The sequence below is a fragment of the Hyphomicrobium denitrificans ATCC 51888 genome (assembly GCF_000143145.1).
Taxonomy (GTDB): Bacteria; Pseudomonadota; Alphaproteobacteria; order Rhizobiales; family Hyphomicrobiaceae; genus Hyphomicrobium_B; species Hyphomicrobium_B denitrificans.
On record NC_014313.1, the window covers coordinates 2,876,077 to 2,895,512 of the forward strand.

The window sequence follows — 19,436 nt, forward strand, 5'->3', positions numbered from 1 at the left end:
GCCTGCGGACCTTTCATTCCGCGGCGTTCGCGTAAGTTTCTATCGGCGGGCACGAGCATGCGAGATTGCGGTCGCCATAGGCGTTGTCGACGCGGTTGACGGGAGCCCAGTATTTGTCGACCCGGAACGCGCCGGGCGGGAAGCACGCGACTTCACGCGAATAGGGACGATCCCACTCGCCGACCAGATCCTCGACAGTGTGCGGCGCATTCTTGAGCGGATTGTTCTTGCGATCGCTTCGCCCTTCTTCAATGGCGCGCGCTTCCTCGCGGATCGACAGCATGGCGTCGCAGAAGCGATCCAGCTCGGCTTTGGTTTCCGACTCTGTCGGCTCGATCATCAGAGTACCGGCGACCGGCCAGCTCATGGTCGGCGCGTGGAAGCCTGAATCGATCAAGCGTTTCGCGATATCGTCCACCGTCACTCCCGAGGTTTCGAGCAGCGGTCGCGTATCGATGATGCATTCGTGCGCGACGTATCCGTTTCGGCCGCGATAAAGAATAGGGTATGCCTTTTCGAGCCGTTTCGCGATGTAGTTCGCATTGAGAATGGCGATGCGCGTCGCCTGCGTTAGCCCGCGTCCCCCCATCAGCAATGTATAGCTCCAGGAGATCGGCAGGATCGATGCGGAACCGTAGGGAGCCGCGGAAACGGTCATCTCGCGTCCATCCGTTTCCGGATGACCGGGAAGAAACGGAATGAGGTGCGATTTGACTCCAATCGGACCCATGCCGGGGCCGCCGCCGCCATGCGGGATGCAGAATGTCTTATGAAGATTGAGGTGGCTGACGTCCGAGCCGATCTCTCCGGGTTTCGCCAAGCCGACGAGCGCATTGAGGTTGGCGCCGTCCATATAAACCTGTCCGCCGCACTCGTGCGTGATATCGCAAAGTTCGCGAACGGTTTCCTCAAACACGCCGTGCGTCGACGGATACGTGATCATGCACGCAGCGAGCTGGTCGCGATGCGCGTTGGCCTTGGCGCGGAAATCCTCGACGTCGATGTTGCCGTTCTTGTCGGTACCGACGACGACAACGGACATGCCGCACATCTGCGCCGACGCGGGATTGGTCCCGTGCGCCGATGACGGTATGAGGCAGACCGTGCGTTTTTCGTCGCCCCGACTTCTGTGATAGGCGCGGATTGCAAGCAGGCCTGCGTATTCGCCTTGAGCGCCGGAATTCGGCTGCATCGAGATCGCGTCATATCCTGTGATGACGCAAAGCTTGTGCGATAGATCGTCGATCAGTTCCTTGTATCCGACGGCCTGATCGGCCGGCGCGAATGGATGCATCTCCGCGAATTCCGGCCATGAGATCGGCAACATCTCAGCCGTTGCATTGAGCTTCATCGTGCACGACCCGAGCGGAATCATAGAACGATCGAGGGCCAGATCGCGATCGGCGAGGCGGCGCATGTAGCGCGTCATCTCGCTTTCGGCGCGGTTCATGTGGAAGATCGGATGCGTGAGGTAGGCCGATGTTCTGATCAGGTTCTCGGGCAAATGGCTGGGCGGATATTCGTCCTTGTAACGGAGATCAAAGGCGCCAAATGCGCGCCAGACAGCTTCCAGCGTATCCGGCCGCGTGCGCTCGTCGACGGAGATCCCGATGCGATCCTTACCGACCTTGCGCAGATTGACGCCGTTATCGACAGCGTTCTTCATGATCAGGCCTTGGTAAGGTCCGACTTCGACGGTGATGGTGTCGAAGAAGCGCGCGGGCCGGATTTTGAATCCGAGACCGCTTAGCCCATCGGCGAGCCGGCAGGCGTCGCGATGGACACGCTGAGCGATGGCTCTGAGACCCGCCGGTCCGTGGAATACCGCATACATCGACGCGATGACGGCGAGCAGCACTTGCGACGTGCAGATGTTGGATGTCGCGCGCTCGCGGCGGATGTGCTGTTCGCGCGTCTGCAGCGCCAGCCGGTAAGCCCGGTTGCCCCGCGCATCGACAGAGACTCCAACTAGGCGGCCGGGAAGGCTGCGCTTGTATTCGTCTCGCGTCGCCATGTAGGCGGCGTGCGGACCGCCGTAGCCCATCGGCACGCCGTAGCGCTGCATGGACCCGACCGCGATGTCGGCACCCATTTCGCCGGGTGGCTTCAAAAGGGTGAGCGCGAGGGGATCGGCCGCCACGATGCCGATTGCTCCCGCTGCGTGAAGCGCCTCCATGACGGGTGTGAAATCATGGCAATCTCCGCACACGCCGGGATATTGGAAGATCGCACCGAAAACTTCCGAGGGATCGAGATCGTTGAATGGATCGCCGACCTTCACCTGCCAGCCGAGCGGCTCGGCCCGCGTTTTGATGACGGCGATCGTCTGAGGAAAGCAGTCGCGATCGACGAAGAAGATCGATTTTTCGGATTTCGATACACGATGCGCCATCGCCATCGCTTCCGCCGCGGCCGTCGCTTCGTCGAGCAGCGAAGCGTTTGCAATGTCGAGAGCCGTCAAATCCGCAACGAGGGTTTGAAAGTTGAGCAATGCCTCGAGGCGCCCTTGGCTGATTTCCGGCTGGTAGGGCGAATAGGCCGTGTACCATGCGGGGTTCTCGAAAATGTTGCGCTGAATCGCAGGCGGCATCGTCGTGCCGTAGTAGCCCTGACCGATCAACGACGTCAGCACGCGGTTCTTGCTGGCCGTTTCCCTCAAGCGATCGAGCGCACGCCTTTCCGACAACGATTTCCCGAAGTCGATCCACTCCGCCTGCCGGATCGACTGCGGAACAGTTGCGTCGATCATTGCATGCAGATCGGACGCGCCCACGACAGCGAGCATCTCGGCGATTTCTTTCGCGCTCGGACCGATGTGGCGGCGGTTCGCGAAGTCGTAGGGATCGTAGTTATCGGCAGACATGCGGCATCGCCTCTTAAGCAATGAGGTTTGCGTAGGCGGCTTCATCGAGGAAGCCATCGAGGTCGGCCAGGTTGGCGACGCGAAGCTTGTAGAGCCAGCCACGACCCAGCGGATCGGCCGAGATGATGGTCGGATCGTCGGCGACAGGCTGATTGATCTCGACGACACTGCCGTCGAGCGGCGCATAGACGTCGGATGCTGTCTTCACAGACTCAACGACGGCGGCGGCGGCGCCCTTCTTCAAGCTCGCGCCGATTTTCGGCAACTCGACGAATACGAGATCGCCGAGCTGCGTCGCCGCGTGTTGCGTAATTCCGATGGTGGCGATGTCACCTTCGACATTCAGCCATTCATGCTCTTCGGTATATTTCAGCACAGAGCGCTCCTTGATTTGCAGATAATCGATATGTCTTACGCGCGCCGGTAGCGGTGCGGCACGAAAGGCAAGGGCACGACTTTTGCGTCGAGCGGTTCGCCGCGCACGATGACCGTCAATGGCGTGTCCGCGCTCGCGTATTCCGGCGGAACATACGCGAGCGCGATTGGCTGCTTGAGCGTCGGCGAATATCCGCCTGAAGTTACGACGCCTATTTCATCACCCATTTTCGAAAGTATTTTAGCGCCCTCGCGCGCGGGCGCACGACCAATAAAATGAAGGCCGACGCGGGTGCGCGCAGGCGATGCCGATATCTCGCCGAGGATACGCTCGGCGCCCGGGAATCCGCCCGTACGGCGACGTTTGGGTATCGACCATGTCAACCCCGCCTCGACGGGTGAGATCGTTTCGTCGAGTTCATGTCCATAGAGGCAGAGGCCCGCTTCGAGACGGAGCGAATCTCTCGCGCCCAGTCCGCACGGGCGGACTTCGTCGTTTGCGAGAAGCGCTCGCCACAACGTCACCGCATCGCTTGCGCCAACCGAGATTTCGAAGCCATCCTCGCCGGTGTATCCCGAGCGGCTGACGAAACAATCGCAACCTGCGATCTGCGTGCGCGTCGCCTGCATGAAAGCGAGCTTTCTGCTGTCGGGGCATATCGGCTCGAGGACATCGCCGCTTTTCGGGCCTTGCAAAGCCAGCAGAGCGAGGTCCGGGCATGATTCAATCCGCGTACCTTCGCAAAGCTGGCGCGCGATGTGCTCGATATCGATGTCCTTGCGAGACGCGTTCAGAACGAGAATGAGCCGGCCGCTTTCGTCCGACTCTTCCGGACGCGTCACCATCAGATCGTCGATGACGCCGCCTGAAGCATTGAGCAGCTGGGAGTAGCGCTGCTGCCCGGGCACGAGTTCAACGATATCCGCCGGAACGAGAGCTTCGAGCGCACGCGCGACGGTCTCGTGCTTGCCGTCGGCTGCCGTAACGACGGCCTGCCCCATGTGGCTGATGTCGAAAAGGCTCGCGTGATTCCGAGTCCAGGTATGTTCGGCAATGATACCAAGCGAATACTGAACCGGCATTTCGTAGCCGGCGAACGGCACCATTCGCGCACCGGCTTCGACATGCGCGTCGTAGAGCGGAGTTCTTTTCAGCGGGGATTTTGACAGTTCATCAGCGGACATTATACGGCTCCAATGCGCTCGATAGCGCGTTCAAGAGCCCCCTCTGTCCTGTGACCTGAGATCATGGACGACGGCCGCCGATGGGCCTGCGTCTTACATCCGTCGGTGGGCTGAGTGTGAAAGCCGCTCAGCCTCTTTCCAGAGTGTCGTCGGAATACGGTTTGTTTGCCTGAGAGTTTCCGGGGCGGTTGCTCCTTCGGCGCCGGCTCAAGCTTTAAGCTGTCCGGACTCTTCCGCATTCCATTGCAGTTACGTAACCGCGTCGCACAAATAAGGTCAACCCGACCAAAGTTGGGTGTGGAATGCGGGTCCCGCGCAGTCACACGTTATCGACTTATGCCTCGGAACACTTCGGGCAGCGACAGCGTCCTGCGAGATGCATGTCGAAATATTCCTGCCCATAGTCGTAGGAAAGCTCTTCGCCCGGCTCGATGGCACGGAGAGCGATTACATAAATGCGACGCCTACGGATCTCGATTTCGCAATTCGGCGCGCACGAATGATTTATGAAGCGGGCGACGTTCGCGGGGATGTTGCCGTCGATCATGGTCGTATCGCTCGTCCAGAAGAGATACTTGCCGCGGTTCAACTTCATCTGCCTGGGCGTGGCCGGACGTCCGATATATTCGATGACGCACGAGCCCTTCCGAATGCGCTCTTCAGCGAAAAGCCCCCTGCCGCTGTGCGACCGGTGGACGGCAAGACGAAAGGGTGCAGGCATGAAGCGTTGCTTCATTGGGCGAGGTGACCAGACTTCATTTTCGAACAATTCGACGTGCATACGGTGAGCACGCGAGCCGCATCAAGCGGAAATATTCCCGGTGACGTTCGCCTGACATCAGCCGTCGAATTGAGTACGTATTCCCACGCGCTGCTCGATCCTTTCGCGAGCTATAATGTTAGAGACATTCCAGATCTCTGCTGCGGTAGATAACTTCACCGATCAACACTATATGGATGCGCTGACGCTCGGGTCATGCCATCGCCTGGGCTCACCTTCCTTTGTTTTCTTTTCAAGCTTTAATGAGATCACATCGATGACAGACACTGCCGTTCTGGACAATCCGGCATCCACGCGCTCAAAGCGGCTGAAAGCGGCGACGCAGGAAACCCATGACAAGCTCGATAAAGCGATCATGGCGGGCGAGCCATTCGCGAGTCGCGAGCGCTATGCGCTTTTCGTCAAGGTGCAGCACGGCTTCCACCGGGACATCGAGGCACTGTACGACGACGCGACGCTCGATGATCTGCTGCCTGATCTGAAGGGCCGCCGCAGGATCGCGCTCATCAAGCGGGATCTTGCCGATCTTGGAGCGCAAGCTCCGGCAATCGCTGCGCCGCCGATGTTCACGGCCGGCGCTTCGGTAGACCTGCCGACGGCGCTCGGCTGGCTTTACGTCGCAGAGGGATCGAACCTCGGCGCCGCGTTCCTGCTGAAGGACGCGCTGAAGCTCGGACTGACGGAAACATTCGGCGCTTCCCATCTTGCCGGCGCTCCGGAAGGACGCGGGTTGCACTGGCGCACTTTCACGGCGGCCCTCGACGATGTTTCGCTGTCGGATGAGAACGAAGCGCGCGTCATCGCCGGTGCGGAGGCTGCTTTCAACCGCGTGCATGGATTGGTGCGAGAGGTCTTTTCAGCCGCCGGTTGACGCCAATGCGTTCCGTGGCGTGACGACTGAAGATCGAACGAAATGACCCTCTCTATCGTACGGCGCACCGCATGCGGTGTCGCGCACCGCGCGTAACCAATCTAGGGCAGCGAACATAACTGACCCCACCCGCGATTTCGCGGATGGGGTCAGACTTCGTGCACGATTGCTATTCGTCTAGCGCCGGCAATCAGAAGTCTTGCCACTCATCCTTTTTGATGGCGGCATTGCCGGAGAATGCGCTGGCGATCTTTCGACCTAGAGCGCGCACCGGAGACGCCGCAGGCTTTTCCGAGCCGGTTACCGCTCGTACGGCGGCCGATCCCTGATGCGCGCCGCCAGAGAGCTTGAACATGGTCAGAAGCTCATTGAGCGACGTTGCTTCCCGCGAAAGGCTGTGCGTGGCGGCCGTCGTTTCCTCGACCATTGCCGCGTTCCTCTGCGTATCCTGGTCCATCTGATTCATGGCCGTGCTGATTTGCTCGAGGCCGGAGGACTGTTCCTGCGCCGCTTCGACAATCGCGGCGACATGGCGGTTGATCTCCTGCACTTCGACGACGATGGTTTCCAGAGCGCGGCCCGTCTCACCGACGAGTTCGACACCTTCGCGAACTTGATCGCTGGACGTGCCGATGAGCGCCTTGATCTCTCGGGCGGAATTGGCAGACCGCTGCGCAAGTTCGCGGACTTCCTGTGCCACCACAGCGAAGCCTCTGCCAGCTTCACCTGCACGGGCCGCCTCCACGCCTGCGTTCAGCGCAAGCAAGTTCGTCTGGAAGGCGATCTCGTCGATCACGCCGATGATATTTGTGATCTCCGAAGACGACTTCTTGATCGCTTCCATCGCCGAGACGGCACGCTGAACCACGGCGCCTGACTGTTCCGCGCCGGCCTTCGCACGGCTCACGAGTTCTCCGGCTTCCTGCGCCCGTTCGGTGGAATTCTTGACCGTTGTGGTGATCTCTTCCAGCGCGGCAGCGGTTTGCTCCAGGGCAGCGGCCTGCTGCTCGGTGCGCTTCGCCAGATCGTCGGCGGCGGAGCGGATTTCGTCGGAGTTCGACTCGATGCCTCGGGCATTGTCGGCCACCTGCGTCAGAGCAGTTTCCAACTTCTGGGCCGAATTGTTGAAATCGTGGCGAACCTGATCAAGGGTTTCCGTGAACGGGGTCGCGATACGGAAGGACATGTCGCCATCCGAAAGATGAGACAGACCGGCCGCAAGGCTATCGACTGCAAACTTCACGTTCGCGGCGTCTTTCGCTTCCTGCTCGTGGCGAGCGAGTCGTTCCTTCTCGACCTTCGCCGCGTCTCGGGCTTCCTGCTCCTGGCGGGCAATGCGTTCCCGTTCGGCTAGGTTGCGGTTGGCTTCGGCTTCGCTTTCGAGCCGGGCCTTTTGCCGGTTGTTGTCGAGTAGAACTTCGAGCGAGCGGGCGAGATCGCCGATCTCGTCCTTGCTTTTGCTATCCTTCAATTCAAGCAGAAGATTGCCTTCCGCGATCTGCGCGGTCTCTCCGATGATGTTGGAGATACGGCCGATGAAGCGGCGAGCAATGAACCAACCTGCGAGCGCGAGAAGCGCTGCGGCCGTCGCGATAATCAGAGCCGCGTCCCGCATCATCGCGTTCAACTGCACAAACACTGTGCTCTTCGGAACGGCGACGATCGCGTACCAGGTTATTTCCGGCGTGAGTGTGACAGGCGACGCGACGGCCAAGTATGCCGTTCCGTCCGTAGCCGCGATTTGCTGTTCGACGCCTGGCTGAGCAATGAGTTTGTCCCAGCCGGCCGTCTCCGCGCTTTCGGCCAGTGTTTTGCCGACCAAAACCTCGTTCGGATGGCCAACGATTTTGCCCCCGCTACTGACCAGGCTGACGTAGCCCGTCCCCATGGGGTGAAGGCTCGCGAGTGCCTTGCTCGTATCGGCCAGCGAAAGATCAATGCCCGCAACACCGAGCGCCTTGCCGTTCACGACAACCGGCTTTGAGATCGTCGTAAGCAGAACCTGCTTCCCGTCAATGTCGTAAGCATAAGGCTCGATAACGACCGTCTTCTGACGCGTGAAAGGCAGCTGATAGTAATCGCCGGGGCCGGGCACCGCATAATCGACGAGGGCCGTGTTGGTTATTTCTCCGTTGGTTCCACGGACGAAATAGGGAACATAACGGCCTGTCGCATCATGGCCTTGGGCTTTGACGAAGTCGGCGTCCTTGCCGTCGAACGCGTTCGGCTCCCAGCCCGTCCAGATGCCGAGGATGTCCGGGTTGCTTTCCAGCAGATGACGCATGGTCCGGTCGGCCCTGGCGCGATCGGTCTCGCCACTGTCCTTCATGACTTCCAGAACCGAGCCCAGCGCGTCAGCGATGCGACCGGTACGCCCGATCCGCTTCTCAGTCGTCAGGGCTTCTGATTTTGCGATCTCCCGCATGCGATCAAGGCTCGTGCTCTTGATGTCCTCATACGAGCGGTAGAACAGCACGGACGAAGCCGTGATCGTCGCGACCAAGCCGCATGCCGCGACTGCGAAAATATTACGACCGGTAGCCGAATTTAGCAGCATTTCCATGTCCCTAACGCCGCGATCGGATGGGTGAGCATCCGTCGCGATCATTCTTTGAGGCCAAAAAACTTTCCCCACAGGCTATGCTGGTATCCTTAATGAATTGACTCCGTATGCTGATGTTCCAAGCCGATGCGTGCGAAGAAGATGGGGCGCGGATGGGTCTGCCGCGGTGGTGAGGCGGTTCAGCAATCGGAACGGCGGGTGCAAGTCGCCGCGACGGTTTATTGGCCTCGACCACTGCCCGGCCAAGGCTCGGAACTAGTTCCTCGCGGCATGAACGTCTGCTTTAAGCGGCTCGCAGGCGAACCGTTGCTATAAGTCCTGGCGCGCCGTTATCGAGCGTCAGGCTTCCATGCCAGGCTTCGAGAATATCGGCCACGATCGCGAGGCCGAGACCGGTTCCGTTTTTCCTCGTATCCAGACTGCGGCCACGCACCATCGCATCGGCCTGATGCTCTTCGGCTATGCCTGGGCCGTCATCCGCGACGGTGACGACGACGACACCATTTTCGGCACGGGCTGAAATGGAAACCTGTTTGCGCGCATGACGCGCGGCATTCTCGGTCAGATTCCCGAGCACTTCGGCGAGATCATCGCCGTGAATAGATGCCATGAGCGTCTGCGGCGTATTCTTCTGCCAGACAACCTTCTGTCCTTCCGGCGTGCGCTCGGCGACGCGCACGACGCGATTGATGACCGAGGCGACGTCCGTCGAAGCATCCTTCGCTGCGTAGGCGATACGCGCGCGTGCGAGTTCATGATCGACGTGCCGCCGCATGGCCTCGGCGACAGAGGCAATATCGGATGCGATTCCGGCTTCGCCTTTGGACTTCAGCCTGTCGATCTCAACATTCAAAACTTGCAGCGGCGTCTTAAGGCCGTGCGCAAGATCGGCCGCCCGTCCCTTCGCTTTTTCGATCGCCAGATCGCGAGCGTCGAGAAGATCGTCGATTTCCGCTGCGAGGGGCTGCACCTCGTCGGGAAATCCGTTTCCGAGCCGCTGCGCAGTACCGGTTCGAACGGCGCTGAGCTTTCCCCGGATTGCCGCAAGCGGCCGCAGCCCAATGCTCACCTGCAGCCAGAATGCGGCTGCGAGAAGTGCGCCGATCAACAGAAGAAACGGCAACAGATCGATGGCAAAGTTTCGGATGGAATTGCGAACCTCTTCGGCCTGCAACGCAACAGCTATCAGAACGCGCTGGCCGCCGAGTTCCGCGGGAAGCTCAATATAGCGTTGCAACAGATACAGCTTCGCGCGGTGCGGTCCGACGATCTCCCGCCGATGGACTTCGTCGTTGATATTCGTCTCGGCGGGAAGGTCGAGGACATTGTCCCACAGCGATCGCGATCGAAGAACTTTGCCGCCCGGCGTCGCATCTATCTGCCAGTAGAGCCCCGAAAGCGGCGCCTCAAATCGCGGATCGGGAGGGCGGTGCGCGACGGCGAGATCGCCTGCCGGCGTCCGCACTATGCCTGACATCAACTGATTGAGATAGACGTTGAGTTCCGAGTCGACCCGGCGCTCGACGTGGCGTCTGAACAGCTCAGTCAGTCCGAATCCTGCGATGCCAAGTGCGATCGATATCGACACGGCACCTGCGATAAGGAGCCTGAGACGCAACGAGCCGAGGCTCATGTCGAGGGTTCCGACACCATGTAACCGAACCCGCGCCGTGTCTCGATCGTTTCCTGCCCGAGCTTTCGGCGTAACCGCGTCACGACTGCTTCCAGCGCGTTCGCGTCCCGTGCGTCGTCATCGCCATAAAGATGCTCGATGAGTTCCGTCGGAGGAACGACCCGACCTTTGTGATGCATGAGATAGCCGATCAGGCGATATTCCAGCGGCGATACCGGGACCGGCGCACCATCGAGAACGACCCGCATCTGCCGGGTATCGAGAGCAAGCGGGCCCGCAGTCAGAATTGCCGAACCGTGGCCGACGGAGCGACGGATGAGCGAACGCACGCGCGCCATCAGCTCCTCGAGTTGAAACGGCTTGGCGAGATAGTCGTCGGCACCGGCATCTATGCCTTCGACGCGCTCTGGCCAGGCGCCGCGCGCGGTGAGGATCAGGACGGGCATCATCCGGCCTGTCGCTCGCCACTTCTTCAAAACGGACAAGCCGTCGATCTTGGGCAATCCGAGATCGAGAACGATAAGGTCGTAGTTTTCGGTGTCGCCGCGGAACCATGCCGTCTCGCCGTCGCGCGCCGCGTCGACCTGAAAATGCGCTGCGCTGAGCGCCGTCACAATGCTGTGGGCAATCTTCGGCTCATCCTCGACCACGAGAATTCGCATCAGTCGTCATCCTGGATGGTCAGGATTTTGGATGTCGCGGCGTCGACCTTGACCTCCTTGAGCTTGCCGTCAGGCGTCAGAACCTTGAATTCGTAGATGAAGCTTTTGACGCCCTTGGCTTCGAGTTCCACGCCAAGAATTTGGCCAGGAAACTCTGCCTTCAAAGTCTCGAGTATTTCGGTCAGCGGCCGGATGCGCCCTTCGCTCAGGGCCTGACGGGCCAGCTCGTGGTCCAGGTCGTCGTCCGCGATCGCTGGCGCCGCAACGGGTGCCGCGGCCAGCGTGAAGAGAAGACCAACGATAAGGCAGCGCTTCGATCGATACATGGGACAATCTTCGCAAAAATTACCTGACAATAACCTGACGCCGCTCATCAGGTCAGCATCAGCAGCAATCGGTGAGTATCGCCACGTGCTCGCAGCCGGCAAGCGGTTGCAGGTTAACCACATGGAGATTTCACGATGCAAAAGTATCTGACGCTGCCGGCCATCGCTATGGCGTTCGCTCTCACGACCTCGGCGCACGCCGGCCATGACGGGCCGCGCCTCAACGTCCCTGCCGACAAATGGCTGTCGGTCTCAGAGGTTATCCAGAAGTTGAAGGCGCAGGGCTATAACGTCACCGAGATCGAAGCCGATGACGGCGCCTACGAATTCGATGCGATCAACGCCGATGGCGTCCGCGTCGAGGGACATGCCCATCCGGCCACGGGCCAGGTCCTTCTTGGCTACGACGACTAAAGATAAGCAACCACCGGCTTGGCGTCATCCGGCGCCAAGCCGCGACCGGCCCTCATCGTTTCTCGGCCGCATGCGAGGCACCTGCTCCTAGCGTCGCGACTTCACCAGCGGATTTTTCCGTTCGACGAGCGCTCGAGGGAGAGCCCGACGCGCTGGCAATTTCTGCTGGTCCACACCCTGCCCCAGACAATTCCCAACAAACCAACTCGCACGCATCCCAATTTCGCGGCGGCGCTCAGCGAGTGAGAATTCCATGCGTAGACGACCGAGATGATGCCGAGCCGTCCCCGCGCCGTGAATTCGTCGAGCGCGCTTTGCTTGCAGAGGGCGTGAAGTTGCTTGCCTCTATATTCCGGTCTCGTGAACGCCCAGCGACTGTACGCATAAGCCGGATCGAAGCGCACGAAGATATCATCGACGAGGTGGGCGGAGCCCGGCGAAAACCAGAGATAGCTCGCCAGTACGCCGTCGACGAACGTGCCGAAGCATTCTTCTCCTGATTTGAGAAGGCGCTCGACTTCCTCTGCATCAAGTCCGCTGCCCGTCACCGCCGCTTCCAGGCGCAGCCGGTCCGGAGTGACGAAACGGCACTCCGTGCCGCTCGGCACCGGCTTGCGAATAACAGTGCTGTCTTGCACCAAGAGGCAACGAAAGACTGAGACATCGAACAGTCGCTGGACGGATCGATAGGCATAGTGAGAGACGACTTGGCCAAGTCTTTGATGCGTGATCGCTTGTCTCAGATAACCTATGTTCATTGCGAAATCTGCTGCGCGGCAGTTCTCAACTTTGGGCTATTCGCAGCGAGTTCATGAAGAGCCAGCCCCGGCGCGGGTGGACCAATCACGGCGTCGTTCGGCGGGTCCCACCAGCGATTGCCTTCGACAATCACCGGCCCTTCAGGGGTCAGGGCAATATCCCAGCCTATCGTGCGAAGCGGCAGGAACGTCCGCGCGGCGCGAAGAGCGAGTTCGGTGACCGACGTCCAATCCGGTAGTCGAAAGCCTTCGAGTTCGGCTCCGGTGACTGGATGGCGGTGAACTTGAGTGGAACCGATGCCGCTCGGGGCGGGGGCTTGCGCGGCACCGATGGTTCCGTCGGATAGCCGCACGCTCGCGACCAGGTTTCCTCCGACACCGCCCGCAAAATTGTCGGTGACACTCTCACCAATCGCGAGTTTCCATTCGGCATAGAGGCATTGGGCATTGCCGTCCGTATCGGTTAAAGTGACCAGCCGCACGGTTTGCAGAGTCGACGACCCCGTGAGTTCCACCAGCGCCGGGTGATTGAGCAGTCGCTGCTGGACGACGTACCGATCGAATTTAGGGTCGCCACAGCATTGGTCGTAAAGCGCGTCGGCCGACAGAAGACGTCCTTTGTGATCGCGAAATGACGCGCCTTCTCTCGTCCAGAGAGAGACGCCTGCTCCGTAGACTCCGAGCGCCGGCTTGGTGATGAACTGCGATGGGAGGTCAGGAGCGATATCGCGCAGCCACGCTTCACGCGTTGCGATGGCATGCCCCTCGGGCGCGCCGGCTGACAATCTGCCGAGCGTTGCGAAATGCTTCGGCACCGGAATGGCATGAGCCGCGCAGTAGGCATCGAAGACGCTCTTGTCCTCGGTAAGGGAAGTCAGTTCCACCGGATTCAAGCGATTTTGAAGCGCGAAAAGCTCTTCCTTGGTGAAACATCCGTCGAGCGAAGCCGGAGCAATTTCTGGGTCGGCCAATCCGAGCCGCAGTGCTTCGCCCGGCCGGAATCCCCTTCGCCAATACAGCGACAGCAGCCTTCCGCCGACCGCACCCCGGCTCAATCCATACTGGTCTGCGGCAACCCCGACATGGCGCGCCAATTTCCGCAGGCGTCCAATGACAGATGGCCGAGTTACCGAGGCGTTCATGCTCTCATACCGGTGCGATAGGTTCGAAAATTAATTCTCTAATGCGAGAACCGCGGACACGTCGATAAAGGCCGTGTACGAAGCTTAATGAAAATGACAAATGCCTGGGTCCGCCCCGGCGATAGGTGAGCGGATCGCTGCTAAACCTACAATGGTTCTACCGCACCTTGCGCCCGGCCGCCGCAATCACTTTATTAGATGGTCGCTTGCGTGCTTGCCGTAGGTTCGGTGAGCTTTGATCGTCTGAAGCACGTCGCGAAATCGAGGGTGATCGCCCCTGGCGAGCCATTCGAACAGCACCATTTCCAGGCTGACTATGGTGGCTCCCAGTTTTTGCAGCCGCTCGAAGGCGAGTGCGCGATCGATCTGCGAATGCGAGCCAGTCGACGAACTCACAATCCAGACACTGAAGCCAGCGCGCAACAGACCTGCGGCGGTTTGCAAAACGCAAACGTGCGCCTCACAGCCTGAAATTACGATCTGCGTGCGTTTTGGATGATGCTTGATGGCATTCACAAGGCCATCGGCGCAGGCATCGAAGTGCACCTTGGATAAAACGGTGCTGCAAAATTTCCGAACATCCGAATGGAGTGGCCCGATTTTTTCGGGCATCTGTTCTGTCCCGATGACCGGGATGCTCAGAACGTGCGCTGCTTCTCCGAGGTACACCGCGTCTGACAAAACGCGATCGCAATCATCAATGGACGGCAAGAGCCGGGTTTGGTGATCGATAAAAAGAAGTATCGACGTTTGCGCGCAAAGAAGGCCGTCTCGTTTATCGAACGAGCGGGACCCAACCGCTTTTTGGCGGACCCCGCTCGGCCGTGGTCTCGACGGGAGACGCATTAGTATTGCAGTTGCAGGCCGGCGACGAATTGATCGACCGACGCGAGAGTCGGATCTTCGAAATCTGTTTTCGAATAGAGAAGCGAAACGCGTGCGTCACTGCCGCGGATGATATAGTTCACTCCTGTTTGCAGGCGTGAAATATCATAGGCATTCTTCGTCAGGAACTCTTCATAACGAATGACGGGCTGCAGTTTTCCAGGTCCGAAGTTATGATCGATGAGGAAGCTGGCGAGCACGAAATAGCTATCGCCATTTGCCAACGGTGTCGCTTTGTCATCGGTATCATAATGGTAGTACGCGCCTTCCAGCGTAAGCACGTTGTCGCCGAATACCTTCTTCTGCATCAGGCCGTCGACGTTCCATCCAAAATAGTGCCCTGGATCCAGCGCAGTTCCAGTCGCGCGGTCTTGAAACGACGTCGAGAATCCGACGGACAAAATTTCCTTCTTTCCGTAGTAGTCGCTCGCCACGTAATAGCCGGGCTCCGGATCCCAGAAGTCATAACTGGCGCGGCCGACGTAGAGAAGATCTCCGCCTCCAGCCGCGCCAGTTGCACAAGGACTGTCGCCTCTACAGCCCTCGTAAGCACCTGCCCAATATTTGAACTTGCCGCCGCCCGTCTGACCCCAGATGGTCACACCATCGTCGCGACCGTTAAAGCGGTTCGGAAATGCGGAGACGATGGGATAATCCCAAACTCCCAAATAGTATGGACCGTCCAGGTTTGACCTGTCCTGCGGCAACACCATTCGGCCTGCCCAAACATTGAAGTAATCGTTGAATTCGAAGCGCGCGGTGGCATCGAGAATGCGAATTCCATCCGGATCGCCGGGCAGATATGGGAATATGCCGCCGCTCGATTCAATTTCAGTGTTGAACGTGAATCCGACGACCTTATTGAACTGTCCACTTGTGAGGATACGTGCGCTTTCGAGGAAGCCGTCGGTTTCGCCGTCCGTCGTTCTGAGGGACGCGCGAGCCGCTGCACCGATCGTAACGCTTGCACCATTTCCGAGGTCTATGGTCTCGCCTGCATGCGCCGAACCCACTCCAATCAATGCAAGTATGGTCGACGAAACACAGAGTCTTATTCTATAGCCGGTAAGCATTAATTCCCCCATTGTTGAGATGTCTATTTTCTTGAGTGGAAGACGTCACATGGCCCCCGCCATGAGACCGGCTCCGACCAACGCCACGCCCGCCCCCAGCGAGCGCAGCACCACATCGCCGTAACGGCTCGTGATTCTTGTAATGAGAAGTCCGATGCTGACACCTGCCGCGTGCAACGTGGCGGTCATCAGCATGAAGCCGGCTGCGTAAACCAGACCGTTCACGCTCTCCGGCATTTCTGTTCCGTGCGCATGGCCGTGGCAAAGTCCGAACGCTGCGACCAACGCCATCGCCGAGACCAAACCCAAGTGCGATCTGAAAGCGACCAGCGCTCCGAGCGTGAATACCGAAGCGGCAATGCCAAACTCCGTCAGACCGAAATTGAATCCGAGCACGCCAAGCGCTGCGCCAATCATCATCGAACCGACGAAGGACGCCGGAACCAGGTAGATCGCTCGACCCCCGAGCTGAGATGCGAACGCGCCCACCATCACCATCGCAAGGAGATGGTCGATACCGAACAGCGGGTGTGCAAGACCGTTGGAAAATCCGACAGTCGGACCGAAACCGACATGTGCAGACGCTGCGTTCGCGAAAAACATGAAACCAGCAGCTAGGACAATTCTTCCTGTCAATGCATGCATTGGTAATTCCTTTCAGTGATATTTATTTTCTGCGTTTGTGGGGGACTTTCCCCAATGCCGACTGGACCGCGATGGAGAACAGATCGTCCGTAACAGCGCGCACAGCGGCGGCGCTTGAAGCCAGAATTTTGATGCTCAAACCGGCGTTGTTGGGCAGTTCGCTGACGCCCGCCACGCAGTCCATTCGGCGCAAAACTTTCGTTGCGATCGCATCGGTCGTGGGCAATCGCGCGCGCTTCCCAAGCATGAGGAAATTCGCGACGATCGTGAAAGGTCCGATTGGCGTCGTAGCCGCTGCGAAGTCCTGCCCCCCGATTTGGAAGCATTCCCGTACGAGCAATCGGCCAGACGTGTCCCGAACAACGGTCTCTGAGCAAAATCTTCCAAACGTGCGTAGATTGTTTGCGAAGTCATGCTCCGTGAACGACTCGCCGACCATCAGCGCAGACGTTGGGTGCAACGTAATGTCCAACGATGTCGCGTATTCAGCCCCGGGGAAAAACACCAATGCTTCCGGAACCAGACCTAGAAACGCGTCTTCTTCCATGTCGATCTGGGTGCATTGGCTAGCCTCACAGCCATAACAATCGTGAACGATTGTTGCCGCCTGCGTCGTGATATGCGCAGCCGTTCCCGCCCGCATCCTGATTTGAGATGTGAGGCGATCCGATCGGTAGACGCCGCCTGACGACGACTGCTGATACACGGTTGTAAGCGCCGGGATGTCGGGATCGAGCGAAAACGGCCGGGTCAGATGAAACGGATACGACACGTACTGGCGTTCGATGATCGTGCGTTCGCCATGGCGCCCGAACGAAAGATCGAAGCGAGATCTATGATCTTGCTTCTCGCCGTATTGAGGGCGCCGGTCGACTTGTCCGTTCCAATAGACGTTCATCGGAACAAAACCTCCGACATCAGTCTGTCCGCAACGTCATCAATGCCTTCCTGCTGACGGCAGTTCGTGAATGCGAGAGGCCTTCCTCCGCGTGCCGCCGTTGCCTCGCGATTCATGAGTTCGAGATCAACGCCGACGTGCGGCGCGAGATCGGTTTTGTTGATGACCAGAAGATCGCACTTGATGAGCCCCGGCCCGTTTTTACGCGGGATGTCGTCTCCGCCGGCGACGTCGATCACGAACATCCACCAATCGACGAGATCCAGCGAGAACGTCGATGCGAGGTTATCGCCGCCGCTTTCGATCAAGATCAGTTCCACATCTGGAAACTGCGCCTCGAGATCATCCGCCGCCGCGATGTTCAAGGTGGGATCTTCGCGAATAACGGTATGAGGACAGGCCCCGGCCTCGACGGCTGCAACGCGCTTCGGGTCGATCAAACCTGATCGCCGAATGCGGTTCGCGTCCTCCGCCGTCACGAGATCGTTGGTCACGATCGCGAGTGAAACGTTACGGCGCGCAAATGCGGGAATAAGACGCTCGATGAGCGCCGTTTTTCCCGAGCCAACGGGACCGCCGATGCCCACACGGGCCGCGCCAATCCTCAACTTTTCCGTGAGCGAATGTTGTGCAGACACGTTCACGGATCACCTCAACATATATCGTTGTGATAACGGCAGCTCATGTGCGGGCTCACAGGTCGCCAGCTCGCCATCGACGAAAACATCGAACGTCTGCGGATCGACGCGAATGTCCGGGCAGGCGTCGTTGCGCAGCATGTCCTTTTTCGACAGGCGACGCGTTCCGCGTGCGGGCAGCAGGTTCTTTTTCAGGTCCAACGTCTTCGAGATGCCGCGATCGATTGCGGCCGGGTTGACGAAGCATGCCGACAACGCCGGGCTGGCGCGGCCGAACGCTCCCCATTGCGGTCGCAGCGCCCTCGGTTCGCATGTCATGAGAGACGCCGAGCTGTCTCCCATCGCGCCCCACGCGATGAAGCCGCCCTTGAGGATCAGCTCCGGTTTGATGCCAAAAAACGCCGGGCTCCAGACAACGATATCCGCGAGCTTGCCGTCCTCCAGCGAGCCGATGTGATCGGCAATGCCGAAAGTGCGTGCCGGATTGATCGTGTATTTGGCAACGTACCGCTTGATACGCTCGTTATCGCCGAACGGCGTCGATTCCTCAGGCAGACGTCCCCGCTGACTTTTCATCTTGTCGGCGAGCTGCCACGTTCTACATATGACCTCGTTGATACGCCCCATGCCCTGACTGTCCGAGCCGAGCATCGAGATCGCGCCGATATCGTGAAGAATATCCTCCGCCGCGATTGTCTGAGCGCGGATGCGGCTTTCCGCGAACGCCACGTCTTCAGGGATTGCCGGGTTCAAATGGTGACAAACCATCGTCATATCGAGATGTTCGTCGAACGTATTGATCGTGTACGGATTGGTGGGATTGGTTGAAGACGGCAGACACCAGGGAAGGCCCGCGACGCGAATGATGTCAGGCGCGTGCCCGCCTCCCGCGCCTTCCGTGTGGTACATGTGAATGGTACGCTCCGCGATCGCCGCTAGCGTATCCTCGACGAACCCAGACTCATTCAGCGTGTCGGTATGAATTTGGACGGGGAAGTCCATGTCGTCGGCAAGTGCGAGACAGGTATCGATCGCCGACGGCATCGACCCCCAGTCTTCGTGAAGTTTCAGCCCCAGGCAGCCGGCTTCGATCTGCTCGACGAGAGAAGCCGGCTTGTGCGAATTACCGCGACCGAGAAATCCGAAATTGACCGGCCACTGCTCCGCCGCCTGCAGCATTTTTCCGACGTTGAATGCGCCACCGCAGTCGATGCCGACCGTGATTGGGCCGAGAGAACCGCCGAGCAGGGTTGTAATGCCCGACGCAATCGCGTGATCGCACAGCTGCGCGCTGTCGAAATGAACGTGCACGTCTATGCCGCCGGCCGTGGCAATCAATCCCTCGCAGTCGCGCACGGCGGTTGCGGCTGAAACGATCAGTCTCGGATCGACGCCATCCATAATGGCCGGATTTCCCGCTTTGCCGATTCCGACAATTTTGCCGTCCTTGATGCCGAGATCACCTTTGACGATCCCGACGACAGCATCGATGACGGTCACATTGCAAAGCAGGAAATCCAGCGCTCCCTCAGTGCTTGTTACGCCAGCCGCGAGCCCGGCTCCGTCGCGAAGCGTCTTGCCGCCGCCGTGAAGGCATTCGTCGCCATAGCTCGCGAAATCTTTCTCGATCACCGCAACGAGCGAGGTGTCTCCCAAACGGACGCCATCCCCAACCGTGGGACCGTACATAGCGGCGTAGTCGCGACGTGAAAGTACAGCCAAAG

General features: G+C 59.3%; 18 protein-coding genes and 1 riboswitch. Of the genes, 2 read left to right on the plus strand and 16 right to left on the minus strand.

What is annotated here, in order from left to right; translation table 11 throughout:
- Nucleotides 1-13: 13 nt before the first annotated feature.
- The 4 genes from gcvP to HDEN_RS13815 form a co-directional block, all read right to left on the minus strand.
- Nucleotides 14-2,863, minus strand: a complete 2,850-nt coding sequence (gene gcvP / locus HDEN_RS13800) for an aminomethyl-transferring glycine dehydrogenase (protein ID WP_013216747.1) — start codon at nt 2,861-2,863, stop codon at nt 14-16.
- A gap of 13 nt (nt 2,864-2,876) precedes the next feature.
- Complete coding sequence (gene gcvH, locus HDEN_RS13805; RefSeq protein WP_013216748.1) at nt 2,877-3,239, minus strand: glycine cleavage system protein GcvH; 363 nt, start codon at nt 3,237-3,239, stop codon at nt 2,877-2,879.
- 35 nt (nt 3,240-3,274) lie between these two features.
- Nucleotides 3,275-4,423 (minus strand): glycine cleavage system aminomethyltransferase GcvT, encoded by a 1,149-nt coding sequence (gcvT, locus tag HDEN_RS13810; RefSeq protein ID WP_013216749.1) that lies wholly within the window; start codon nt 4,421-4,423, stop codon nt 3,275-3,277.
- Nucleotides 4,424-4,570: 147 nt separating this feature from the next.
- Nucleotides 4,571-4,669, minus strand: a riboswitch (glycine riboswitch).
- 88 nt (nt 4,670-4,757) lie between these two features.
- The gene (locus tag HDEN_RS13815) at nt 4,758-5,144 is read right to left on the minus strand and encodes an SET domain-containing protein (protein WP_245256649.1); all 387 of its coding nucleotides are present in this window, start codon (nt 5,142-5,144) and stop codon (nt 4,758-4,760) included.
- A gap of 316 nt (nt 5,145-5,460) precedes the next feature.
- Between HDEN_RS13815 and HDEN_RS13820 the strand changes: the two genes are divergently transcribed.
- Entirely contained in the window at nt 5,461-6,075 is a 615-nt protein-coding gene (locus HDEN_RS13820; protein WP_013216751.1) for a biliverdin-producing heme oxygenase, read from the plus strand.
- A 190-nt stretch (nt 6,076-6,265) separates the two neighbouring features.
- On the opposite strand, the gene HDEN_RS13825 is transcribed toward HDEN_RS13820, so the two are convergent.
- From HDEN_RS13825 to HDEN_RS13840, 4 genes are all read right to left on the minus strand, one after another.
- The gene (locus HDEN_RS13825; protein WP_013216752.1) at nt 6,266-8,632 is read right to left on the minus strand and encodes a methyl-accepting chemotaxis protein; all 2,367 of its coding nucleotides are present in this window, start codon (nt 8,630-8,632) and stop codon (nt 6,266-6,268) included.
- 289 nt (nt 8,633-8,921) lie between these two features.
- Nucleotides 8,922-9,413: a sensor histidine kinase gene (locus HDEN_RS18645; protein WP_425337346.1), complete on the minus strand. Its 492-nt coding sequence runs from the start codon at nt 9,411-9,413 to the stop codon at nt 8,922-8,924.
- Nucleotides 9,414-10,267: 854 nt separating this feature from the next.
- Nucleotides 10,268-10,933, minus strand: a complete 666-nt coding sequence (locus HDEN_RS13835; RefSeq protein ID WP_013216754.1) for a response regulator transcription factor — start codon at nt 10,931-10,933, stop codon at nt 10,268-10,270.
- A complete protein-coding gene (locus HDEN_RS13840) occupies nt 10,933-11,259 on the minus strand; it encodes a PepSY domain-containing protein (RefSeq protein ID WP_013216755.1) in 327 nt (108 codons plus the stop codon). The genes HDEN_RS13835 and HDEN_RS13840 overlap by 1 nt, the downstream gene beginning before the upstream one ends.
- A 135-nt stretch (nt 11,260-11,394) precedes the next feature.
- Between HDEN_RS13840 and HDEN_RS13845 the strand changes: the two genes are divergently transcribed.
- On the plus strand, nt 11,395-11,673 hold the full coding sequence (locus HDEN_RS13845; RefSeq protein WP_013216756.1) for a PepSY domain-containing protein: 279 nt from the start codon (nt 11,395-11,397) through the stop codon (nt 11,671-11,673).
- A 101-nt stretch (nt 11,674-11,774) separates the two neighbouring features.
- On the opposite strand, the gene HDEN_RS13850 is transcribed toward HDEN_RS13845, so the two are convergent.
- The 8 genes from HDEN_RS13850 to ureC all read right to left on the minus strand — a co-directional run bounded on the left by HDEN_RS13850 (nt 11,775) and on the right by ureC (nt 19,434).
- Entirely contained in the window at nt 11,775-12,431 is a 657-nt protein-coding gene (locus tag HDEN_RS13850; protein ID WP_013216757.1) for a GNAT family N-acetyltransferase, read from the minus strand.
- On the minus strand, nt 12,428-13,402 hold the full coding sequence (locus HDEN_RS13855) for a sugar-transfer associated ATP-grasp domain-containing protein (protein ID WP_169305494.1): 975 nt from the start codon (nt 13,400-13,402) through the stop codon (nt 12,428-12,430). Before HDEN_RS13855 ends, HDEN_RS13850 begins: the two co-directional genes overlap by 4 nt.
- Nucleotides 13,403-13,759: 357 nt before the next feature.
- Nucleotides 13,760-14,419 carry an isochorismatase family protein gene (locus HDEN_RS13860; protein WP_013216759.1) on the minus strand — a complete coding sequence of 220 codons (660 nt, stop codon included), beginning with the start codon at nt 14,417-14,419 and terminating at the stop codon, nt 13,760-13,762.
- Nucleotides 14,419-15,471: a porin family protein gene (locus tag HDEN_RS13865; protein ID WP_049775326.1), complete on the minus strand. Its 1,053-nt coding sequence runs from the start codon at nt 15,469-15,471 to the stop codon at nt 14,419-14,421. Before HDEN_RS13865 ends, HDEN_RS13860 begins: the two co-directional genes overlap by 1 nt.
- A 105-nt stretch (nt 15,472-15,576) precedes the next feature.
- The gene (locus HDEN_RS13870; protein ID WP_013216761.1) at nt 15,577-16,176 is read right to left on the minus strand and encodes a HupE/UreJ family protein; all 600 of its coding nucleotides are present in this window, start codon (nt 16,174-16,176) and stop codon (nt 15,577-15,579) included.
- A 22-nt stretch (nt 16,177-16,198) separates the two neighbouring features.
- Nucleotides 16,199-17,074: an urease accessory protein UreD gene (locus tag HDEN_RS13875; RefSeq protein WP_013216762.1), complete on the minus strand. Its 876-nt coding sequence runs from the start codon at nt 17,072-17,074 to the stop codon at nt 16,199-16,201.
- The gene (ureG, locus tag HDEN_RS13880; protein ID WP_013216763.1) at nt 17,071-17,718 is read right to left on the minus strand and encodes an urease accessory protein UreG; all 648 of its coding nucleotides are present in this window, start codon (nt 17,716-17,718) and stop codon (nt 17,071-17,073) included. The genes HDEN_RS13875 and ureG overlap by 4 nt, the downstream gene beginning before the upstream one ends.
- Before the next feature lie 3 nt (nt 17,719-17,721).
- Nucleotides 17,722-19,434, minus strand: a complete 1,713-nt coding sequence (gene ureC / locus HDEN_RS13885; RefSeq protein WP_013216764.1) for an urease subunit alpha — start codon at nt 19,432-19,434, stop codon at nt 17,722-17,724.
- Between the last annotated feature and the right edge of the window lie 2 nt (nt 19,435-19,436).

What these genes read in the sequence shown, in the direction of transcription:
- HDEN_RS13860 (WP_013216759.1), bottom strand. Translation starts at nt 14,419, where the DNA reads ATGCGTCTCCCGTCGAGACCACGGCCGAGCGGGGTCCGCCAAAAAGCG.
- gcvT (WP_013216749.1), bottom strand. Translation starts at nt 4,423, where the DNA reads ATGTCCGCTGATGAACTGTCAAAATCCCCGCTGAAAAGAACTCCGCTC.
- HDEN_RS13840 (WP_013216755.1), bottom strand. Translation starts at nt 11,259, where the DNA reads ATGTATCGATCGAAGCGCTGCCTTATCGTTGGTCTTCTCTTCACGCTG.
- HDEN_RS13850 (WP_013216757.1), bottom strand. Translation starts at nt 12,431, where the DNA reads ATGAACATAGGTTATCTGAGACAAGCGATCACGCATCAAAGACTTGGC.
- HDEN_RS13825 (WP_013216752.1), bottom strand. Translation starts at nt 8,632, where the DNA reads ATGCTGCTAAATTCGGCTACCGGTCGTAATATTTTCGCAGTCGCGGCA.
- HDEN_RS13845 (WP_013216756.1), top strand. Translation starts at nt 11,395, where the DNA reads ATGCAAAAGTATCTGACGCTGCCGGCCATCGCTATGGCGTTCGCTCTC.
- HDEN_RS13820 (WP_013216751.1), top strand. Translation starts at nt 5,461, where the DNA reads ATGACAGACACTGCCGTTCTGGACAATCCGGCATCCACGCGCTCAAAG.
- HDEN_RS13835 (WP_013216754.1), bottom strand. Translation starts at nt 10,933, where the DNA reads ATGCGAATTCTCGTGGTCGAGGATGAGCCGAAGATTGCCCACAGCATT.
- gcvP (WP_013216747.1), bottom strand. Translation starts at nt 2,863, where the DNA reads ATGTCTGCCGATAACTACGATCCCTACGACTTCGCGAACCGCCGCCAC.
- HDEN_RS13815 (WP_245256649.1), bottom strand. Translation starts at nt 5,144, where the DNA reads ATGCCTGCACCCTTTCGTCTTGCCGTCCACCGGTCGCACAGCGGCAGG.
- HDEN_RS13870 (WP_013216761.1), bottom strand. Translation starts at nt 16,176, where the DNA reads ATGCATGCATTGACAGGAAGAATTGTCCTAGCTGCTGGTTTCATGTTT.
- HDEN_RS13875 (WP_013216762.1), bottom strand. Translation starts at nt 17,074, where the DNA reads ATGAACGTCTATTGGAACGGACAAGTCGACCGGCGCCCTCAATACGGC.
- HDEN_RS18645 (WP_425337346.1), bottom strand. Translation starts at nt 9,413, where the DNA reads ATGCGGCGGCACGTCGATCATGAACTCGCACGCGCGCGTATCGCCTAC.